The following is a 15,251-nucleotide window of genomic DNA, read 5'->3' on the forward strand; positions in this document are numbered from 1 at the left end:
GGCCGACGGAGGTGGCCGACGGAGGGGGAACCCCGGGCCGATACTAGCCATGTACATAATATCCATGTACTGTATCGAGCATGCCTACGACTCCAGTTCTCGACTCGTTCATCCACCACGAGGAGTCCGGAAGCGGTACTCCCTTCGTCTTCCTGCACGGCAATCCCGCCTCCTCGCACACCTGGCGCCATGTGCTGCCCGGCATCGGCGCCGGGCGGCTGCTCGCCCCCGACCTGGTCGGCATGGGCCGCTCGGGCAAGCCGGACGCCGACCTCCGGTTCGAGGACCACGCCCGGTACCTGGACGCCTGGTTCGACGCACTCGGCCTGGACGGCGTGGTCCTGGTGGGCCACGACTGGGGCGGCGCGCTCGCCTTCGACTGGGCCGCGCGGCACCCGGGGCGGGTGCGTGGCATCGCCTTCTTCGAGACCATCGTCAAGCCCATCACCTGGGACGAGCTGAGCCCGCAGGCCCGCCGCCGCTCCGAGGCGATCCGCTCGGCGGAGGGCGAGCGCATGCTGGACGAGAACCAGTTCGTACGGCAGGCCTACACCGGCGGCGTCCTCACCCCCCTGTCCGACGCGGACCTCGCGGCCTACCTCGCGCCCTATCCCACCCGCGAGAGCCGCCGCCCGCTGCTCGCCTGGGCGCGCCAGCTGCCGCCGGCCGGCGAACCGGCCGGCCTCGTGGCCCGCATCGAGGCCTACGACGCCTGGCTGGCCAAGAGCCCCGAGGTGCCCAAGCTGCTGCTGACCTTCGAAGGCTCGCCCACCCTGCTGATCGGGGCCGAGACGGCCGACTGGTGCGCCGCGCACCTGGCGGGTCTGGAGACCGTCGCCTGCGGCCCGGCCGGCCACCACGCCACGGAGGACCGCCCGGACGCGATCGCGGCGGCCGTCTCCGCCTGGGCGGACCGGCACGCCCTGCGCCGACCGGCACGGGCGGCTGAGCCCACCGGCACGGGCCGCTGAGCTCGCCGGGACGGGCTGAGCCCACCCGCACGGGCTGAGCCCACCGGCACAGCCTGTGTGACCGGACGAGGCCTGTGGCGACAGGGTGAAGTCTGCGTAGCCCGGTGCGGCCTGTTCCGGTCGGCGCAGGTCCGGCCGACTTGCCGGCCGGGGGAACCCGTCGCGGCCTTCGACCGTCCCATGTCCAGGCTGCCGGACGAGTCCGTGGTGCGGTGTCGGCCCTCGCCGCAGGCCGCGAAACGCCGACGCACCCTCTCCGCCGCATCACGCCCGACAGCCCACCGCCACCGGCGCGCCCCCCTCCCAAGCGCCGGTGGCGGGCTCATCCTGGCTTACTGTGCATTGTCTTGACGGAAAGAAACTTCCCGGATAATCGTGATTCCTCGGAAGTTTCCTTCAGCGGTTCTCCTCTGGAAGGAGCGCACGTGCACGACAACAGCACGGGAAGCACGGGAAACACCGCACGGCCGTCCAGACGGACCGTCCTCACCGCCACTGCGGGCCTCACCGCCGCGCTGACCGTACCGGCCACCGCCCACGCCGCCACCCCGAACGAGCGCCGGCTGCGCGCCCTCGTCTCCCGCATGACGCTTCAGGAGAAGGTCGGCCAGCTCTTCGTGATGCGGGTCTACGGCCACTCCGCCACCGACCCCGACCAGGCCGACATCGACGCCAACCTCAAGGAGATCGGGGTCCGCACGGCCGCCGAGCTGATCGAGAAGTACCGGGTCGGCGGCATCATCTACTTCACGTGGGCCCACAACACCCGCGATCCCCACCAGATCTCCGAGCTCTCCAACGGCATCCAGCGGGCCTCCCTGGAGCAGCCGCGCGGCCTGCCGCTGCTCATCACCACCGACCAGGAGCACGGCATAGTGTGCAGGGTGGGCAAGCCGGCCACGCTGTTCCCGGGCGCGATGGCGATCGGGGCCGGCCGGTCCCGGACCGACGCCCGCACCCTCGGCCGCATCTCCGGCGCCGAGCTGCGCGCGATGGGCATCAACCAGGACTACTCGCCCGACGCCGACGTGAACGTCAACCCGGCCAACCCGGTCATCGGCGTACGGTCCTTCGGGGCCGACCCGGACGCGGTGGCCGGCCTGGTCACGGCCGAGGTGAAGGGCTATCAGGCCGCCCGGGTCGCGGCCACCGCCAAGCACTTCCCGGGCCACGGCGACACCGCCGTGGACAGCCACACCGGGTTCCCGGTCATCACCCACACCCGGGAGGTGTGGGAGACGCTGGACGCCGTGCCGTTCAAGGCCGCGATCGAGGCGGGCATCGACTCGATCATGACCGCCCACATCCAGTTCCCGGCCCTCGACGACTCCGGCGACCCGGCCACCCTCTCGCACCCGATCCTCACCGGCATCCTGCGCGGCGAACTCGGTTACGACGGGGTCGTGGTCACCGACTCCCTCGGCATGGAGGGGGTGCGCACCAAGTACGGCGACAACCGGGTGCCGGTGCTGGCCCTGAAGGCCGGCGTCGACCAACTGCTCAACCCGCCCTCGCTCGACGTGGCATGGCGCGCGGTCCTCCAGGCGGTGCAGATCGGCGAGCTGACCGAGGCGCGCCTGGATGAATCGATCCTGCGGATCCTGCGGCTGAAGGCCCGGCTCGGACTCCTCGACAAGGTCCACGTCACGCGGGCCGGCGTCGACGACACGGTGGGCACCAAGTCCCACCTGGCCACCGCCGACCGCATCGCCGAGCGGACCACCACCCTGCTGGTCAACGAGGACGGCATCCTCCCGCTCGACCACGCCGCCGTGCCCCGGATCCTGGTCGTCGGCGCCGACCCGGACTCCCCGTCCGGCACCACCGGCCCGCCCACCGGTGTCCTCGCCGCCACCCTCACCGAACTGGGCTTCACCGCGACGGCCCTGTCCACCGGCACCGCCCCCTCGCCGGCCGTCATCGCCAAGGCGGAGGCGGCCGCGCGGGACGCGGACGCCGTGGTCGTCGGGACGTACAACGTGACGGCGGGCAGCAGTCAGCGGACCCTGGTGGAGCGGCTGCTCGCCACCGGGAAGCCGGTGGTGGCCGTCGCCATCAGGAACCCCTACGACGTCGCGCAGTTCCCGGCCGTCAAGGGGTACCTGGCCTCCTACTCCTGGACCGACGTCGAACTGCGTGCCGCCGCCCGGGTGATCGCCGGCCGGGTGGACCCGAGCGGCAGGCTCCCGGTGCCGGTGCAACGGGCGGACGATCCGGGGCAGGTGCTGTACCCGCTCGGCCACGGGCTGACGTACTAGACGTACGTCGCACACCGGGCACACTCCCCCCAAAGGTGGGAAACCCTCCCGTACGTCTGGCGTGGCCCCGATACCGGGGGCCACGCTGGACCGGGGCGTCCGGGGGGAAATGCGATGCGGAGGAAAGGTGCCGTCGGGGTGGCGGGCCGGCTGCTGCCGGCCGCCCCCGCCCTGGCCCTGTTCCTGCTGGCCGCCCTGCTCACCGGCTGCCGGGGCCCGGCGGACGCCCCGGTCGGCAGCGCCCGGCCCACCCCGTCCCGCCCGTCCGGCTACGGCGCCCAGTTCCTCGCGGTCGGTGAGTGCAGCTCCTTCGGCACCACCAGCTTCACCGAGGTGCCCTGCGTGAGCGAGCGGGCCGCGGCCCGCGTCGTCGCCCGCTACGACGGCACGGTCGCCGACGGCCCCCGGTGCCCGCCGCTCACCGACTTCGTGCTGCACATCAGCGAACAGCGGCCGCAGGACGACGAGGACGGCGACGGAGCGATCCCCCGGGGCTACGCCTGCATGCGCAACCTGGAGGCCCCGCACCCCGGCGACCCCGGAGCCGGAGGCGGCCCGCGCACGATCCCCGGCGACTGCGTATACGCCTCGGGCGACGGCCAGGTGCGCGAGACCGCCTGCGACGGCTCCGGCCGCCGCGCACCCCAGTACCGGGTCACGACGGCGGTCACCGACCGCGACTCCTGCCCCGCCTCGACGGTCCTGTACGTGCAACTGGGCGGGAACGAACCGGTGGGCTGCGCCCGGCGGCTGTGACGGGTCCGCCCGCGGCGGGGAGCGGATCGTGGTGGCACACGGCACGACCCAGGGACGTTCACCGCGGCAGAGGGACGTCCATTGCGGACGCGATGACGCTCACAGCGACTCGGGCCGTTCATGGCGACACCGGGATGTTCACCACGGCCGCGGGCTGCTCACCGGTCCGTGCTGTTCACCACGGACGCGGCCGCCCACAAATCGTTGCCGTTCACCACGGCCGCGGGCCGCTCACCGGTCCGGGCCTTTCGCCGTCAGTCCGTCCCGGCCGCCGCGTCCCGCAGTTCGGGTGTCGTCCCGGCCACCGCCGCCACCGCGAGCACGCACAGCAGGCCCCCGGAGATCAGGGCGGTCGCGCCGGAACTCCAGCCGGCGACCAGACCGCCGCGGACGTTGCCCAGGCTGGGGCCCGCCTGCCCCACGATCTGCTCGGCCGCCGTGACCCTGCCGAGCAGGGCGTCGGGCGTACACGTCTGCACGATCGTGGAACGGGAGACGACCGACGTGGCGTCGGCCGCCCCGGCCACCACGAGCAGCGCGAGACCGGTCCAGGGGTCGGTCGACAGTCCGAGAGCGACCAGCGCCGCGCCCCAGGTGGCGGAGGTGCACAGCATCACCGTGCCCGGCCGGCCGAGCCGGGTCAGGGAGCCGGACAGGGCCGTCGCCGCGATGCCGCCGACCGCGAGCGCCGACAGGAACAGGCCGAGGGTGCGCGGGTCGTTCCCGAACCGCTCGGCGTTGACCAGCGGGAACAGGCTCACCGGGAACGACAGCACGGTCGCGGCCAGGTCCGTGATCAGCGCGCCCCGCACCACCCGGTGCCCGGCCAGGAACCGCAGCCCGTCCAGCACCCCGTGCAGCCCCGCCCGCGACGGCTCGCCCCGGGGCGGCAGCGCCGGCAGCCCGAAGGCGCCGTAGAAGGCGACACCGAAGCTGAGCGCGTCCAGCAGGTAGCAGGCGCCGATGCCCAGCCCGCCCAGCAGCACCCCGGCCAGGGCCGGGCCGAGCAGCATCATCGACTGGCCGGTGATCTGGTTCAGGGCCAGCCCGGCAGCCACCTGGTCCTTGGGCAGCAGACGCGGTACGAAGGTGCCGGCCGCCGGGGCGCCGAGCGCGCCGAAGGCCGACTGCACGGCGACCAGCGCGAGAACGGCCGCCACCGGGACGTGCCCGGTGAAGCCCTGCACGGCCAGCAGCAGGGAACAGGCGGCCTGGCCCACGGTGGCGGTCAGATAGACCCGGCGCCGGTCCGCCCGGTCCACCCGGGCCCCCGCGAACAGGCCGAACACCACCAGCGGCAGTGCCTGTGCCAGCCCGACCGCGCCGGTCCAGGCCGTGCTGCGGGTCATGTCCCACACCTGGTACATGACCGTCACCATGGTCATGAACCCGCCGAGCACGGACACGGTCCGCCCGATCAGCAGCCGCCGGTAGACGGGCGAGGTGCGCAGGGGCCTGACGTCGAGGAGCGAGCGCGTCAGGTTCATGAGAGCAGGGCGGGGCGCGGCAGGGCGGGCGGTGGAATCACCGGGGGAGGTTAACGGGGCCCAGGCCGGGCGGGCCAGCCGATTACCGGGACCGCGCTCCTGGCCGGATCGCTCTCACGCGGCGTCGCTGAGCAGTCGGACGAGACGGTCCCGGCCCGCGCCCAGCAGCGGCGGGAGCGGGGCGGCCGACTCGTACCAGCGCTTCTCGTACTCCCAGCACAGCCAGCCGTCCCAGCCGTGCCGGGACAGGACGTCCACGCACTCGGTCAGCGGCAGGACGCCCTCGCCGAGCGGGAGCGGAGTGGTGTCCTCGGCCGAGGTGATGTCCTTGACCTGGACGTAGCCGAGGTGCGGGGCGAGGGCCGCGTAGCTGTCCGAGGGCTGCTCGCCGCCCAGCCAGGTGTGCATCACGTCCCAGAGCGCGCCCACCTGCCGGTGGCCGACCGGACCGAGGACGCGGATCGCATCGGCACCGGTGCGGTGCGAGTCGTGGGTCTCCAGCAGGATCCGCACGCCCAGCGCGGAGGCGTCCTCGGCCGCGGTGCCCAGCCGCCGGGCGGCGACGGCGTCGGACTCCTCGCGGGGGCGGTCCGGGTCGGCCCCGGGGAAGACCCGGACGAACGGGGCGCCCAGGTCGTGGGCCAGCTGGAGGAGCAGGCGGACCTCCTCCAGGACCGGGCCGTCGTCGCCGGGTGCGGCGACGCGGGCGTATCCGCCCAGGCCCAGGATCTCGACCCCGGCCTCCTTGAACAGCGCGGCCGTCTCGGCCCGCGCGGCGGCGGTGATGCCCGGGTGCACCGGCTCCTCGGGGTGCGCGCGCAGTTCGACGCCGTGGTAGCCGTGCGCGGTCGCGAGTGCCAGGACCTCGGGGACGGGCAGGCCGGGGACGCCAAGGGTGGAGAACGCCAGCTTCATGATGGTGGACCCTACTTGTCACGTGCCCGATCGGTGCAGATCCAATCGCCAGTCCTGGCCGATCAGATCCTTGCCGAAGGAGCGGTGGGGTTGTTCGGCGACGAGACCGAAGCCGTGTCGCCGGTAGAGGTGGCGGGCGCCGGCGAGCACGTCGTTGGTCCACAGGACCAGGTCGCGGTAGCCGACCCCGCGGGCGAAGTCGACGACGGCACGCACGAGGCGGTCGCCGATGCCGCGCCCGCGCGCGTCGGGCTCCACCAGCAGCAGCCGCAGCCGGGCGGTGCCCGGCACGTCGTCCCGCACGCACATGACGCACCCGACCGGCCGCCGGTCCAGCTCCGCGATCCACACCCGTTCCAGATGCGGGTCGTGGTCCTCGGCGAAGTCCGCGACGATCCGCGCGACCAGGCCTTCGTAGTCGGCGTTCCAGCCGTACTCCGCCGCGTACAGCGCCGCGTTGCGCTGCACGATCCAGCCTAGGTCGCCGGGGCGCGGCTCGCGCAGGACGACCTCCCCGGGACCCGGTGCCCGCTCGTCCCCGAGGACGGCCCGGATGGTGCGCATCGCCTCCGCGAGGCGCGGCCGCTCCTCGGGCGCCACGGTGTCCAGCAGCGCCCCGACGGTCTCCCGCGCCCGCTCGTCCAGCAGCCCGGCGGTCTCGCGCCCGCGCACGGTGAGCGCGACGCGCCTGCGCCGCGGGTCCGCCGCGGACGGCCCGCGCTCGACCAGCCCCGCCTCCTCGAACCTGTTCAGGATGCGGCTCAGATAGCCGGCGTCCAGCGCGAGCCGTCCGCGCAGGTCGGCCGCGTCCAGATGATCGGCGTGCGCGAGTTCGTGGAGCACACGGGCTTCGGCGAGGGTGTACGGCGTGTAGAGGTGGCGGCCGTGGTCGAGGGCGCCGATGACGCCGGTGTAGAACCTGTTGAAGGCCCGGACGTCCTGGACGCTCATGTTCGCCCCCGGATGCTTGACCCAGTCAGAGATACGCTGCTTCTGAGGCTAGTCCGGCACGGTCCGCCCGTCCATGCCCCCGGCGTCGCTGCCCCTGCCGGAAGACACCGGCTGACCCACGCCCGCGATCCTCCAGGCCGTCCCTGACAGGCCCTCATGGGTTCTCTTCCAGGCCGTCCTTCGCAGGTTCTCTTCCGCAGGCCGTCCTCCGCAGGCCGGTCCCTCAGGCGCGCGGTACTCCGGAGGAGCCCCGCACCATCAACTCCCCGCGCACCGAGGCGATCCCCCCGGGCGGCGGTTCCTCCCGGCCCATCGCGATGCGTCCGGCGCGGGCACCCGCCTCCGACAGCGGCAGGCGCACCGTCGTCAGGGACGGCACCGCGTCGATGCTGAAGGGCAGGTCGTCGAAGCCCGCCACCGAGACGTCCTCGGGGATGCGCAGGCCGGACTCGCGCAGGGCGGCGCAGGCGCCGAGGGCGACGGAGTCGTTCGCGGCCACGATCGCGGTGAGCGACGGGTCCCGGCGCAGCAGCTCCAGCGTGGCCTCGTGGCCGGACCGGCGGTCGTAGCGGCCGTGCACCGTCCGGGCGGGGTCCTCCTCGATGCCGGCCGCCCGGAGCGCGGCGCGGTGGCCCTCCAGACGGTGCCGGGTGGTCGTGCGCTCCTCGGGGCCCGCGAGGTAGCCGAGGCGGCGGTGGCCGAGGCCGATGAGGTGGTCCGTCAGCGCGCGGGCGCCGCCGCGGTTGTCGAAGGTCAGGGCGACGGCGTCGGTGTCCGCCACCGGCGGCCGCCCGCACAGCACCACCCGGGTCCCGGCGTCGGCCAGCTTGCGCAGCTTCGCCGTCACCGCCGCCGCGTGCGGCGCGTCCTCCACCGCCCCGCCGGTCAGCACCACGGCGGCGGCCCGCTGCCGTTGCAGGAGGGTGAGATAGGTCAGTTCGCGCTCCGGCGATCCGCCCGTGTTGCACACGACGGCCAGACGCTCGCCGCCGGCCCGGCCGCCCGGGCCGCCGATCTCGCCCTGGATCGCGCTCGCCATGATCCCGAAGAAGGGGTCGGCGATGTCGTTGACGAGGATGCCGACGAGGTCCGAGGTGGCGGCGGCGAGGGCGCTGGCCGGGCCGTTGAGGACGTAATCCAGTTCCTCCACCGCCCGCAGCACCCGCTCGCGCGTGGAGGCGGCGACCGGGTAGTTGCCGTTCAGCACGCGCGACACCGTCGCCGGAGAGACCTGTGCGCGGACTGCCACATCCGCAAGGGTCACCGTCATCTCGTCGTCCTCCGGTCGTGCTCAGGGTCGTGCAGGGGTGCTCGTACGTCCTCGTAGACAGGCCGGGCACGGTCATGGTTCCGCGCGGTGTCGAGCAGACCATAAGGCCAACCAACCGGTTTGTTCGCCCCCTCGAACAACTCGTAGGGGGCCGGGCCTTGTCGCGGCCCTCGGCCAGGGCTAGCTTTTCAAGGCGGAAAGCGCTTGCTGCGCGAGTTGTGCGCGTGGTGCGAGTCGCTGCCGGCTCCGCACCGGCCACCGAGGACGATGACCCTGCTGAGGGCGATCGGGGCGCGCGGCGCCCGCGAAGGGACTGACGTGACACGCAAGACGGTGCGGATCGCCATGAACGGCGTGACCGGACGCATGGGCTACCGCCAGCACCTCGTCCGCTCGATCCTCGCCCTGCGCGAGCAGGGCGGCCTCGGTCTCGGCGACGGCACCGTGCTGTGGCCCGAGCCGATCCTGCTCGGCCGCCGCGAGCACGCCCTCAGGGAGATCGCCGAGCGGCACGGCCTGGAACACGTCTCCACCGACGTGGACGCCGTCCTCGCCGACCCGGACGTCGACCTCTACTTCGACTCCCAGGCCACCGCGGCCCGCGAGGGGGCGATCAGGAAGGCGATCGCGGCCGGCAAGCACATCTACACCGAGAAGCCCACGGCCACGGGGCTCAAGGGCGCCCTCGCGCTCGCCCGCCTGGCCCGTGCCCGGGGCATCAGGCACGGCGTCGTCCAGGACAAGATCTTCCTCCCCGGCCTCCTGAAGCTGAAGCGGCTCGTCGACGGCGGCTTCTTCGGCCGGATCCTCTCCGTCCGGGGCGAGTTCGGCTACTGGGTCTTCGAGGGCGACCGGCAGACCGCCCAGCGCCCCTCCTGGAACTACCGCGCCGAGGACGGCGGCGGCATCGTCGTCGACATGTTCCCGCACTGGGAGTACGTGCTGCACGAGCTGTTCGGCCGGGTGACCTCCGTCCAGGCCCTGGCCACCACCCACATCCCGCAGCGCTGGGACGAGAGCGGCAAGCCCTACGAGGCCACCGCCGACGACGCGGCCTACGGCGTCTTCGAACTCGACGGCGGCGCGATCGCGCAGATCAACTCGTCCTGGGCGGTGCGGGTCAACCGGGACGAGCTGGTCGAGTTCCAGGTGGACGGGACCGAGGGCTCCGCCGTCGCCGGCCTGCGCACCTGCCGGGTCCAGCACCGCTCCGTCACGCCCCGGCCCGTCTGGAACCCGGACGTCCCGGCCGCCGAGGTCTTCCGCGACCAGTGGCAGGAGGTCCCGGACAACGGCGAGTTCGGCAACGGCTTCAAGGCCCAGTGGGAGCTGTTCCTCAAACACGTCTACGCCGACGCGCCCTACCGCTGGGACCTGCTGGCCGGCGCCCGGGGCGTCCAGCTCGCCGAACTGGGCCTGCGGTCCTCGGCCGAGGGCCGCCGTCTCGACGTGCCGGAGCTGGCGCTGTGACCATCCGACTGCCGGACTCCCAGGGGAACTTGAGGACCTACGAGCCGCGCACCGACCCCGTCGTGCCCGCTCCGGGCACCCCTGCCCCGGGCGCCCTCTTCACCTCCCGTACGGTCTTCTCCGCGGCGCACGTCGTCGCCGACCCCTTCGCGGACGTGTCGCCGGACTCGCCCGCCGCCGTCGACTGGGACGCCACCCTCGCCTTCCGCCGCCACCTGTGGTCGCACGGACTGGGCGTCGCCGAGGCGATGGACACCGCCCAGCGCGGAATGGGCCTGGAATGGGCGGGCGCGGCCGAGCTGATCCGCCGCAGCGGCGCCGAGGCCCGCTCGTGCGGCGGCCGTATCGTCTGCGGCGCCGGCACCGACCAGATCACCGGGGGCACCCTCGCGGAGATCCGCGCCGCCTACGAGGAGCAGCTCGCCGTCGTGGAGGAGGCGGGGGCGCAGGCCGTCCTGATGGCGTCCAGGGCCCTCGCCGCGACCGCGCGCGGCCCCGAGGACTACCTGGAGATCTACGGCCATCTCCTGCGTCAGGCCGCCGAACCCGTGATCCTGCACTGGCTGGGCCCGATGTTCGATCCGGCGCTGGAGGGCTACTGGGGCTCACCGGACCTCGACGCGGCCACCGGCACCCTTCTGGAGGTCGTCGCCGAGCACCCGGACAAGGTGGACGGCGTCAAGGTCTCCCTCCTGGACGCCGGGCGCGAGACCGGCCTGCGCCGCCGCCTTCCGCCGGGCGTCCGCTGCTACACGGGCGACGACTTCCACTACCCCGAGCTGATCGCGGGCGACGACCAGGGCTTCAGCCACGCGCTGCTGGGCGTCTTCGACCCGCTCGGACCCCTCGCGGCGCAGGCGGTACGCCTGCTGGACGCGGGTGATGTGCCGGGCTTCAGGCGGCTGCTGGACCCGACGGTCGAACTGTCCCGCCACCTGTTCGTGCCGCCCACACGCTTCTACAAGACCGGCGTGGTCCTCCTGGCCTGGCTGGCCGGCCACCAGTCGCACTTCACCATGGTCGGCGGTCTCCAGTCGGCCCGCTCGCTGCCGCACCTCGCCCGCGCCTACGAACTCGCCGACCGCCTGGGCCTGTTCCCCGACCCGAAGCCGGCCGAGGAGCGGATGAAGAACCTGCTCGCCCTGCACGGAGTGCCCCAGTGACAGTGACCGGTCTCGAACGCTTCAGCATCAACCAGATGACCGTGCGGCAGCTGACGATCCCGGAACTGGTCGACGCCTGCCGGGAGCTGGCCGTGCCCGGGGTGGGCCTGTGGCGGGAGCCGGTGCGGTCCCACGGTCTGGAGGCGACCGCGAAGCTGGTCCGGGGCGCGGGCCTGACGGTGACGACCCTGTGCCGCGGCGGCTTCTTCACGGCGATCGACCCCGAGGCCCGGGCGTCGGCCCTGGCCGACAACCGGCGGGCGATCGAGGAGGCGGCGGCGCTCGGCACGGACACGCTGGTGCTGGTCTCGGGCGGCCTGCCCCCCGGCTCCAGGGACCTGCGCGGCGCGCGGGAACGGATCGTCGACGCGCTCGCCGAGCTGGGCCCGTACGCGGAGCGGCACGGGGTGCGGCTGGCCGTCGAGGCCCTGCACCCGATGTACGCCTCCGACCGCTGCGTGGTCTCCACCCTGGCCCAGGCGCTGGACATCGCGGAGCGCTTCCCGGCCCGTCAGGTGGGCGTCACGGTGGACACGTACCACGTCTGGTGGGACGACGCGGCGCCCGAGCAGATCGCCCGGGCGGGCGCGGGCGGCCGTATCCACGCCTTTCAACTCGCCGACTGGACGACGCCGTTGCCCGAGGGTGTCCTCAGCGGCCGTGGCCAGCTCGGCGACGGCGCGATCGACATGCGGGAGTGGAAGGGGCATGTGGACGCGGCCGGCTACACGGGCCCCGTCGAGGTCGAGTTGTTCAACGACGGCCTGTGGGCCCGCGAGGGCCGCGAGGTGCTGGAGGAGACGGTGCGCCGCTTCGTGGAGCACGTGATCCGGTGACGTCCGCCGGGTGCGGATGGGTGCGGATGGGTGCGGATGAGGGGGGGCGGAGAAGTGCGGAGGGGTGGGCGGGGGCGCGGAGAGGCACGCGGGCAAGAAGGCGAACAATATTACTTTCACAGGGCTTTCTTATAAGGCCTGATCAGGATTCATGCCCGTTCTCTCCTTTCTGTGGAAGCGCTGTAAATTCGGTAAATTCTGGAAAGTCTGCAACCCGTGAACCAGCAGGTCATGTCTGTATGGACGTGCTCCCCGGCCGGGGAGCCGGGAAGAATTCCCGACCCGTTCAGAAAACAAGGAGTTCGCTGTGAAGACTCGAATTGCCGCCGTCTCTCTCGTCTCCGCCGCCCTCGTCGCCGGCAGTGCCGCGGCGGCCGGCGCGGCACCGGCCGTGCACACCAAGCCGTCCCTCACCCTCTCCGCGAGCAGCGCCCACCCGAAGAGGGGGGCGACCGTCACCTTCACCGGCCGCACCCGGGGCCTCAGGGAGGGCAGCACGGTCACCCTCCAGGTGAAGGAGGGCACCCACTGGAAGTCGCTGCCCGCCACCGCCGCCGTCCGCCATGACCGGTACCGGATCACCGACCGGTTCCGGGGGACCGGCGTCGAGGTCTTCCGCGCCGTCGACGGCCGGACCGCGTCCAAGCCGGTGGCGGTCAGGGTCCGCTGATTCCGGGAAGCCCCCGGGGCAATCCCGAAGCCCCGCGCGACCCTTTCCCCGCTCCGCCGGTCGTACCCGGCGTTCGAACCCGTGGAGGGGGATCCGGGGGGATCGGGGGTCGGGGGTTCCGGGTTCCGGCACGGAGGGGAACGCCGAGGGGGTCCGGCCGACACACCGGGCCCCCTCGAAGTGTGCGCACTCCCGTGCCCGCGCCCCTCACAGGGCGTCGGCCTCCGCGGCGGTCGGGAACGACTCCTGGGCGCCCCGCTTCGTCACGGCCGCCGCCCCGACCCGGGCCGCGTACCGTGCCGCGTCCACCAGTGACGCGCCCGCGCCCAGCCGTACCGCGAGCGCCGCCGTGAAGGCGTCGCCCGCGCCCGTGGTGTCCACGGCGTCCACCTTCACCGACGGCACCCGGGTCACACCGGAGGTGTCGCACACCAGCGCCCCCTCGGCGCCCAGCGTCACCACCACCGAGCGCGGGCCCTTGGCCAGCAGCAGTCGCGCCCAGTCGGCCGGTTCCTCGCTCACGCAGGCGTCGCCGAGGATCACCCGGGCCTCGTGCTCGTTGACGACCAGCGGGTCGCAGGCCGCCAGGACCTGTGTGGGCAGCGGCCGCGGCGGGGACGGGTTCAGCACGAACCGGCTTCCCTGCGCGAGGTTGCGCACCACCTCCACGACCGTTTCCAGCGGGATCTCCAACTGCGCCGAGACGACCCGTGAGGCGAGGAAGAGGCTGACGCCGGCCCGGACGTCCACGGGCGTCAGCCGGGCGTTGGCGCCGGGGGAGACGACGATGCTGTTGTCCCCGGTCGGGTCGACGGTGATGAGCGCGACGCCCGTCGGGGCCCCGCCCACCAGCACGCCCACCGTGTCCACCCCGGCCGCCCGCAGCGAGTCGAGGAGCAGGCGGCCGTGGGCGTCGTCGCCGACGCGGGCCAGCAGTGTCGTGTCCGCCCCGAGCCGGGCGGCCGCGACCGCCTGGTTCGCGCCCTTGCCGCCCGGGTGGACGCCGAGGTCGCCGCCGAGCACCGTCTCGCCGGCCGCCGGCCGCCGCTCGACGTCGATCACCAGGTCGGCATTGGCCGAACCCACGACCAGGAGGTCGTAGTCGTACATGGAATTGCCTCTCCTCGTACCCAAGAGATGACTCGATGCGAGACGGTCCGGGGCGGGCGGTCGTCCTCAACTGCGCACTACCGCAAGCCCGTTGGCCTCCATGAGCGGCCGACAGTACCCCTCCCGGCCGCCGGAACCCGACGAAGAGCCGATTATCACGCGGCCTCCAGCTCGCACCACACGTATTTACCCCGGTTCCCGAACCGTGCCGTCGGCTGCCACCCCCAGTACTCCGCACACGCCCTCACCAGCCCCAGCCCCCGCCCGTCCTCCGACTCCGCGACCTGCTCCAGCGGGCGAGGGGGGTCCGGCGGGGCCGGGTCGGTGTCCCAGGCCCCGATCCACACCATGCCCTCGGGAGTGCGGCGGACCCTCAGCGCCGCCGGCCCCTTGGTGTGCCGTACGGCGTTGGAGACCAGCTCCGCCGCCAGCAGCTCCGCGGTGTCCACCAGGCCGATCAGTCCGTGCAGGGTCAGGATCAGACGCAGGGTGCGGCGACAGACCGTCACCGCTCTGAGGTCGTTGGGGACGTAGAGGGTGTAGTCCCACGTCTCGATTTCGGGCATGGGTCATCAACTCCGGTCGGTGAGTGGGGGCGTGACGCGCGGTGGCATTGCCGCAGCCGTGATGGCAGGACGGCGCGGTGCACTTCCGCTGCGTGTGCGGTGCGTCACCGACGGTAGACCTGAAAGTTTCGGCGCGGCAAGCCGGTCGCGTAATCTGACCCCCGAACGAGTCGCGCCTGCGGGCGCGTTGAAGTTAGGAGCAGCCGATGCCCACCAGGCGCGAACCAACGGCGCGGCAGCTGCGTCTGGCGGTCGAACTGCGCAGACTCCGCGAGGCTGCGGGCCTCACTGCCCGGCAGGCGGCAGCCATGCTCGGCGTGAGCAACGTCCAGATCAGCCAGATCGAGGCGGGCCTGTCGGGAGTGAGCGAGGAGCGCCTGCGCCGCCTTGCATCCCACTACGCCTGCACGGACGAGGAGTTCATCGCCGCACTGGTGGCCATGGCCACCGATCGAACCCGTGGCTGGTGGGAGGAGTTCCGGGGTTCGTTGCCCAACTCGTTCCTGGACCTCGCCGAACTGGATCACCACGCCACATTCCTGCGCGAGGTGGCGATCCTGTACGTGCCGGGTCTGCTTCAGACAGAGGACTACGCGCGTGCCGTCTTCTCCGCCCGAGTGCCGGAACTCACTCAAGAGGAGCTTGAGCTGCGTGTCCGGCACCGCGTGAGGCGCCAGCAGTTGGCCATCTCGTACGAGCTGGTGATCCATGAGGCAGCTCTGCGTATCAGGGTCAGCGACCGCGCCGCCTCCCGAGCCCAACTCGGCAAGCTGCTGGAGCGCTCCGAATCGGACAACATCACCGTGCGCGTCATCCCCTTCGACCTGG

The 15,251-nt window shown here is 72.9% G+C and carries 14 protein-coding genes; 8 read left to right on the forward strand and 6 right to left on the reverse strand.

Going from position 1 to position 15,251, the window contains the following annotated elements:
* The first annotated feature begins 80 nt into the window (after positions 1-80).
* The 3 genes from ACFZCP_RS26340 (at position 81) to ACFZCP_RS26350 (ending at position 3,985) form a co-directional block, all read left to right on the forward strand.
* Entirely contained in the window at positions 81-971 is an 891-nt protein-coding gene (locus ACFZCP_RS26340; protein WP_391430758.1) for a haloalkane dehalogenase, read from the forward strand.
* Between the two features lie 425 nt (positions 972-1,396).
* Complete coding sequence (locus ACFZCP_RS26345) at positions 1,397-3,229, forward strand: glycoside hydrolase family 3 N-terminal domain-containing protein (RefSeq protein WP_391430762.1); 1,833 nt, start codon at positions 1,397-1,399, stop codon at positions 3,227-3,229.
* A gap of 114 nt (positions 3,230-3,343) precedes the next feature.
* Entirely contained in the window at positions 3,344-3,985 is a 642-nt protein-coding gene (locus ACFZCP_RS26350; protein WP_391430766.1) for a hypothetical protein, read from the forward strand.
* Positions 3,986-4,239: 254 nt separating this feature from the next.
* Here the strand turns inward: ACFZCP_RS26350 and ACFZCP_RS26355 are convergent, their stop codons facing one another.
* The 4 genes from ACFZCP_RS26355 to ACFZCP_RS26370 all read right to left on the reverse strand — a co-directional run bounded on the left by ACFZCP_RS26355 (position 4,240) and on the right by ACFZCP_RS26370 (position 8,608).
* Positions 4,240-5,472: an MFS transporter gene (locus ACFZCP_RS26355; RefSeq protein ID WP_391430770.1), complete on the reverse strand. Its 1,233-nt coding sequence runs from the start codon at positions 5,470-5,472 to the stop codon at positions 4,240-4,242.
* Positions 5,473-5,586: 114 nt separating this feature from the next.
* On the reverse strand, positions 5,587-6,387 hold the full coding sequence (locus ACFZCP_RS26360) for a sugar phosphate isomerase/epimerase family protein (protein ID WP_362691359.1): 801 nt from the start codon (positions 6,385-6,387) through the stop codon (positions 5,587-5,589).
* An 18-nt stretch (positions 6,388-6,405) separates the two neighbouring features.
* Entirely contained in the window at positions 6,406-7,338 is a 933-nt protein-coding gene (locus ACFZCP_RS26365; protein ID WP_391430774.1) for a GNAT family N-acetyltransferase, read from the reverse strand.
* Between the two features lie 223 nt (positions 7,339-7,561).
* Positions 7,562-8,608: a substrate-binding domain-containing protein gene (locus ACFZCP_RS26370; RefSeq protein ID WP_391430778.1), complete on the reverse strand. Its 1,047-nt coding sequence runs from the start codon at positions 8,606-8,608 to the stop codon at positions 7,562-7,564.
* Positions 8,609-8,926: 318 nt separating this feature from the next.
* Between ACFZCP_RS26370 and ACFZCP_RS26375 the strand changes: the two genes are divergently transcribed.
* The 4 genes from ACFZCP_RS26375 to ACFZCP_RS26390 all read left to right on the forward strand — a co-directional run bounded on the left by ACFZCP_RS26375 (position 8,927) and on the right by ACFZCP_RS26390 (position 12,747).
* The gene (locus ACFZCP_RS26375; RefSeq protein WP_391430781.1) at positions 8,927-10,078 is read left to right on the forward strand and encodes a Gfo/Idh/MocA family oxidoreductase; all 1,152 of its coding nucleotides are present in this window, start codon (positions 8,927-8,929) and stop codon (positions 10,076-10,078) included.
* Positions 10,075-11,241, forward strand: a complete 1,167-nt coding sequence (locus ACFZCP_RS26380) for a DUF993 family protein (protein WP_391430784.1) — start codon at positions 10,075-10,077, stop codon at positions 11,239-11,241. Before ACFZCP_RS26375 ends, ACFZCP_RS26380 begins: the two co-directional genes overlap by 4 nt.
* Before the next feature lie 35 nt (positions 11,242-11,276).
* Positions 11,277-12,077 carry a TIM barrel protein gene (locus tag ACFZCP_RS26385; protein WP_391430842.1) on the forward strand — a complete coding sequence of 267 codons (801 nt, stop codon included), beginning with the start codon at positions 11,277-11,279 and terminating at the stop codon, positions 12,075-12,077.
* 307 nt (positions 12,078-12,384) lie between these two features.
* Positions 12,385-12,747: a hypothetical protein gene (locus ACFZCP_RS26390; protein WP_391430787.1), complete on the forward strand. Its 363-nt coding sequence runs from the start codon at positions 12,385-12,387 to the stop codon at positions 12,745-12,747.
* A gap of 207 nt (positions 12,748-12,954) precedes the next feature.
* On the opposite strand, the gene ACFZCP_RS26395 is transcribed toward ACFZCP_RS26390, so the two are convergent.
* Positions 12,955-13,857 carry a PfkB family carbohydrate kinase gene (locus ACFZCP_RS26395; RefSeq protein ID WP_391430791.1) on the reverse strand — a complete coding sequence of 301 codons (903 nt, stop codon included), beginning with the start codon at positions 13,855-13,857 and terminating at the stop codon, positions 12,955-12,957.
* Between the two features lie 155 nt (positions 13,858-14,012).
* Positions 14,013-14,423 carry an ATP-binding protein gene (locus ACFZCP_RS26400; RefSeq protein ID WP_391430794.1) on the reverse strand — a complete coding sequence of 137 codons (411 nt, stop codon included), beginning with the start codon at positions 14,421-14,423 and terminating at the stop codon, positions 14,013-14,015.
* A 206-nt stretch (positions 14,424-14,629) separates the two neighbouring features.
* On the opposite strand from ACFZCP_RS26400, the gene ACFZCP_RS26405 reads away from it, so the two are divergent.
* Positions 14,630-15,251, forward strand: a 622-nt coding sequence (locus ACFZCP_RS26405; protein ID WP_391430797.1) for a Scr1 family TA system antitoxin-like transcriptional regulator, incomplete at its 3' end; no start/stop codon positions are given.

It is taken from the genome of Streptomyces sp. NPDC007971, assembly GCF_042958635.1.
GTDB lineage: Bacteria > Actinomycetota > Actinomycetes > Streptomycetales > Streptomycetaceae > Streptomyces.

Bases quoted from the DNA above. Each gene is read 5' to 3' on its own strand.
- ACFZCP_RS26360 (WP_362691359.1), bottom strand. From the start codon at position 6,387: ATGAAGCTGGCGTTCTCCACCCTTGGCGTCCCCGGCCTGCCCGTCCCC.
- ACFZCP_RS26400 (WP_391430794.1), bottom strand. From the start codon at position 14,423: ATGCCCGAAATCGAGACGTGGGACTACACCCTCTACGTCCCCAACGAC.
- ACFZCP_RS26365 (WP_391430774.1), bottom strand. From the start codon at position 7,338: ATGAGCGTCCAGGACGTCCGGGCCTTCAACAGGTTCTACACCGGCGTC.
- ACFZCP_RS26385 (WP_391430842.1), top strand. From the start codon at position 11,277: ATGACCGTGCGGCAGCTGACGATCCCGGAACTGGTCGACGCCTGCCGG.
- ACFZCP_RS26370 (WP_391430778.1), bottom strand. From the start codon at position 8,608: ATGACGGTGACCCTTGCGGATGTGGCAGTCCGCGCACAGGTCTCTCCG.
- ACFZCP_RS26350 (WP_391430766.1), top strand. From the start codon at position 3,344: ATGCGGAGGAAAGGTGCCGTCGGGGTGGCGGGCCGGCTGCTGCCGGCC.
- ACFZCP_RS26395 (WP_391430791.1), bottom strand. From the start codon at position 13,857: ATGTACGACTACGACCTCCTGGTCGTGGGTTCGGCCAATGCCGACCTG.
- ACFZCP_RS26340 (WP_391430758.1), top strand. From the start codon at position 81: ATGCCTACGACTCCAGTTCTCGACTCGTTCATCCACCACGAGGAGTCC.
- ACFZCP_RS26355 (WP_391430770.1), bottom strand. From the start codon at position 5,472: ATGAACCTGACGCGCTCGCTCCTCGACGTCAGGCCCCTGCGCACCTCG.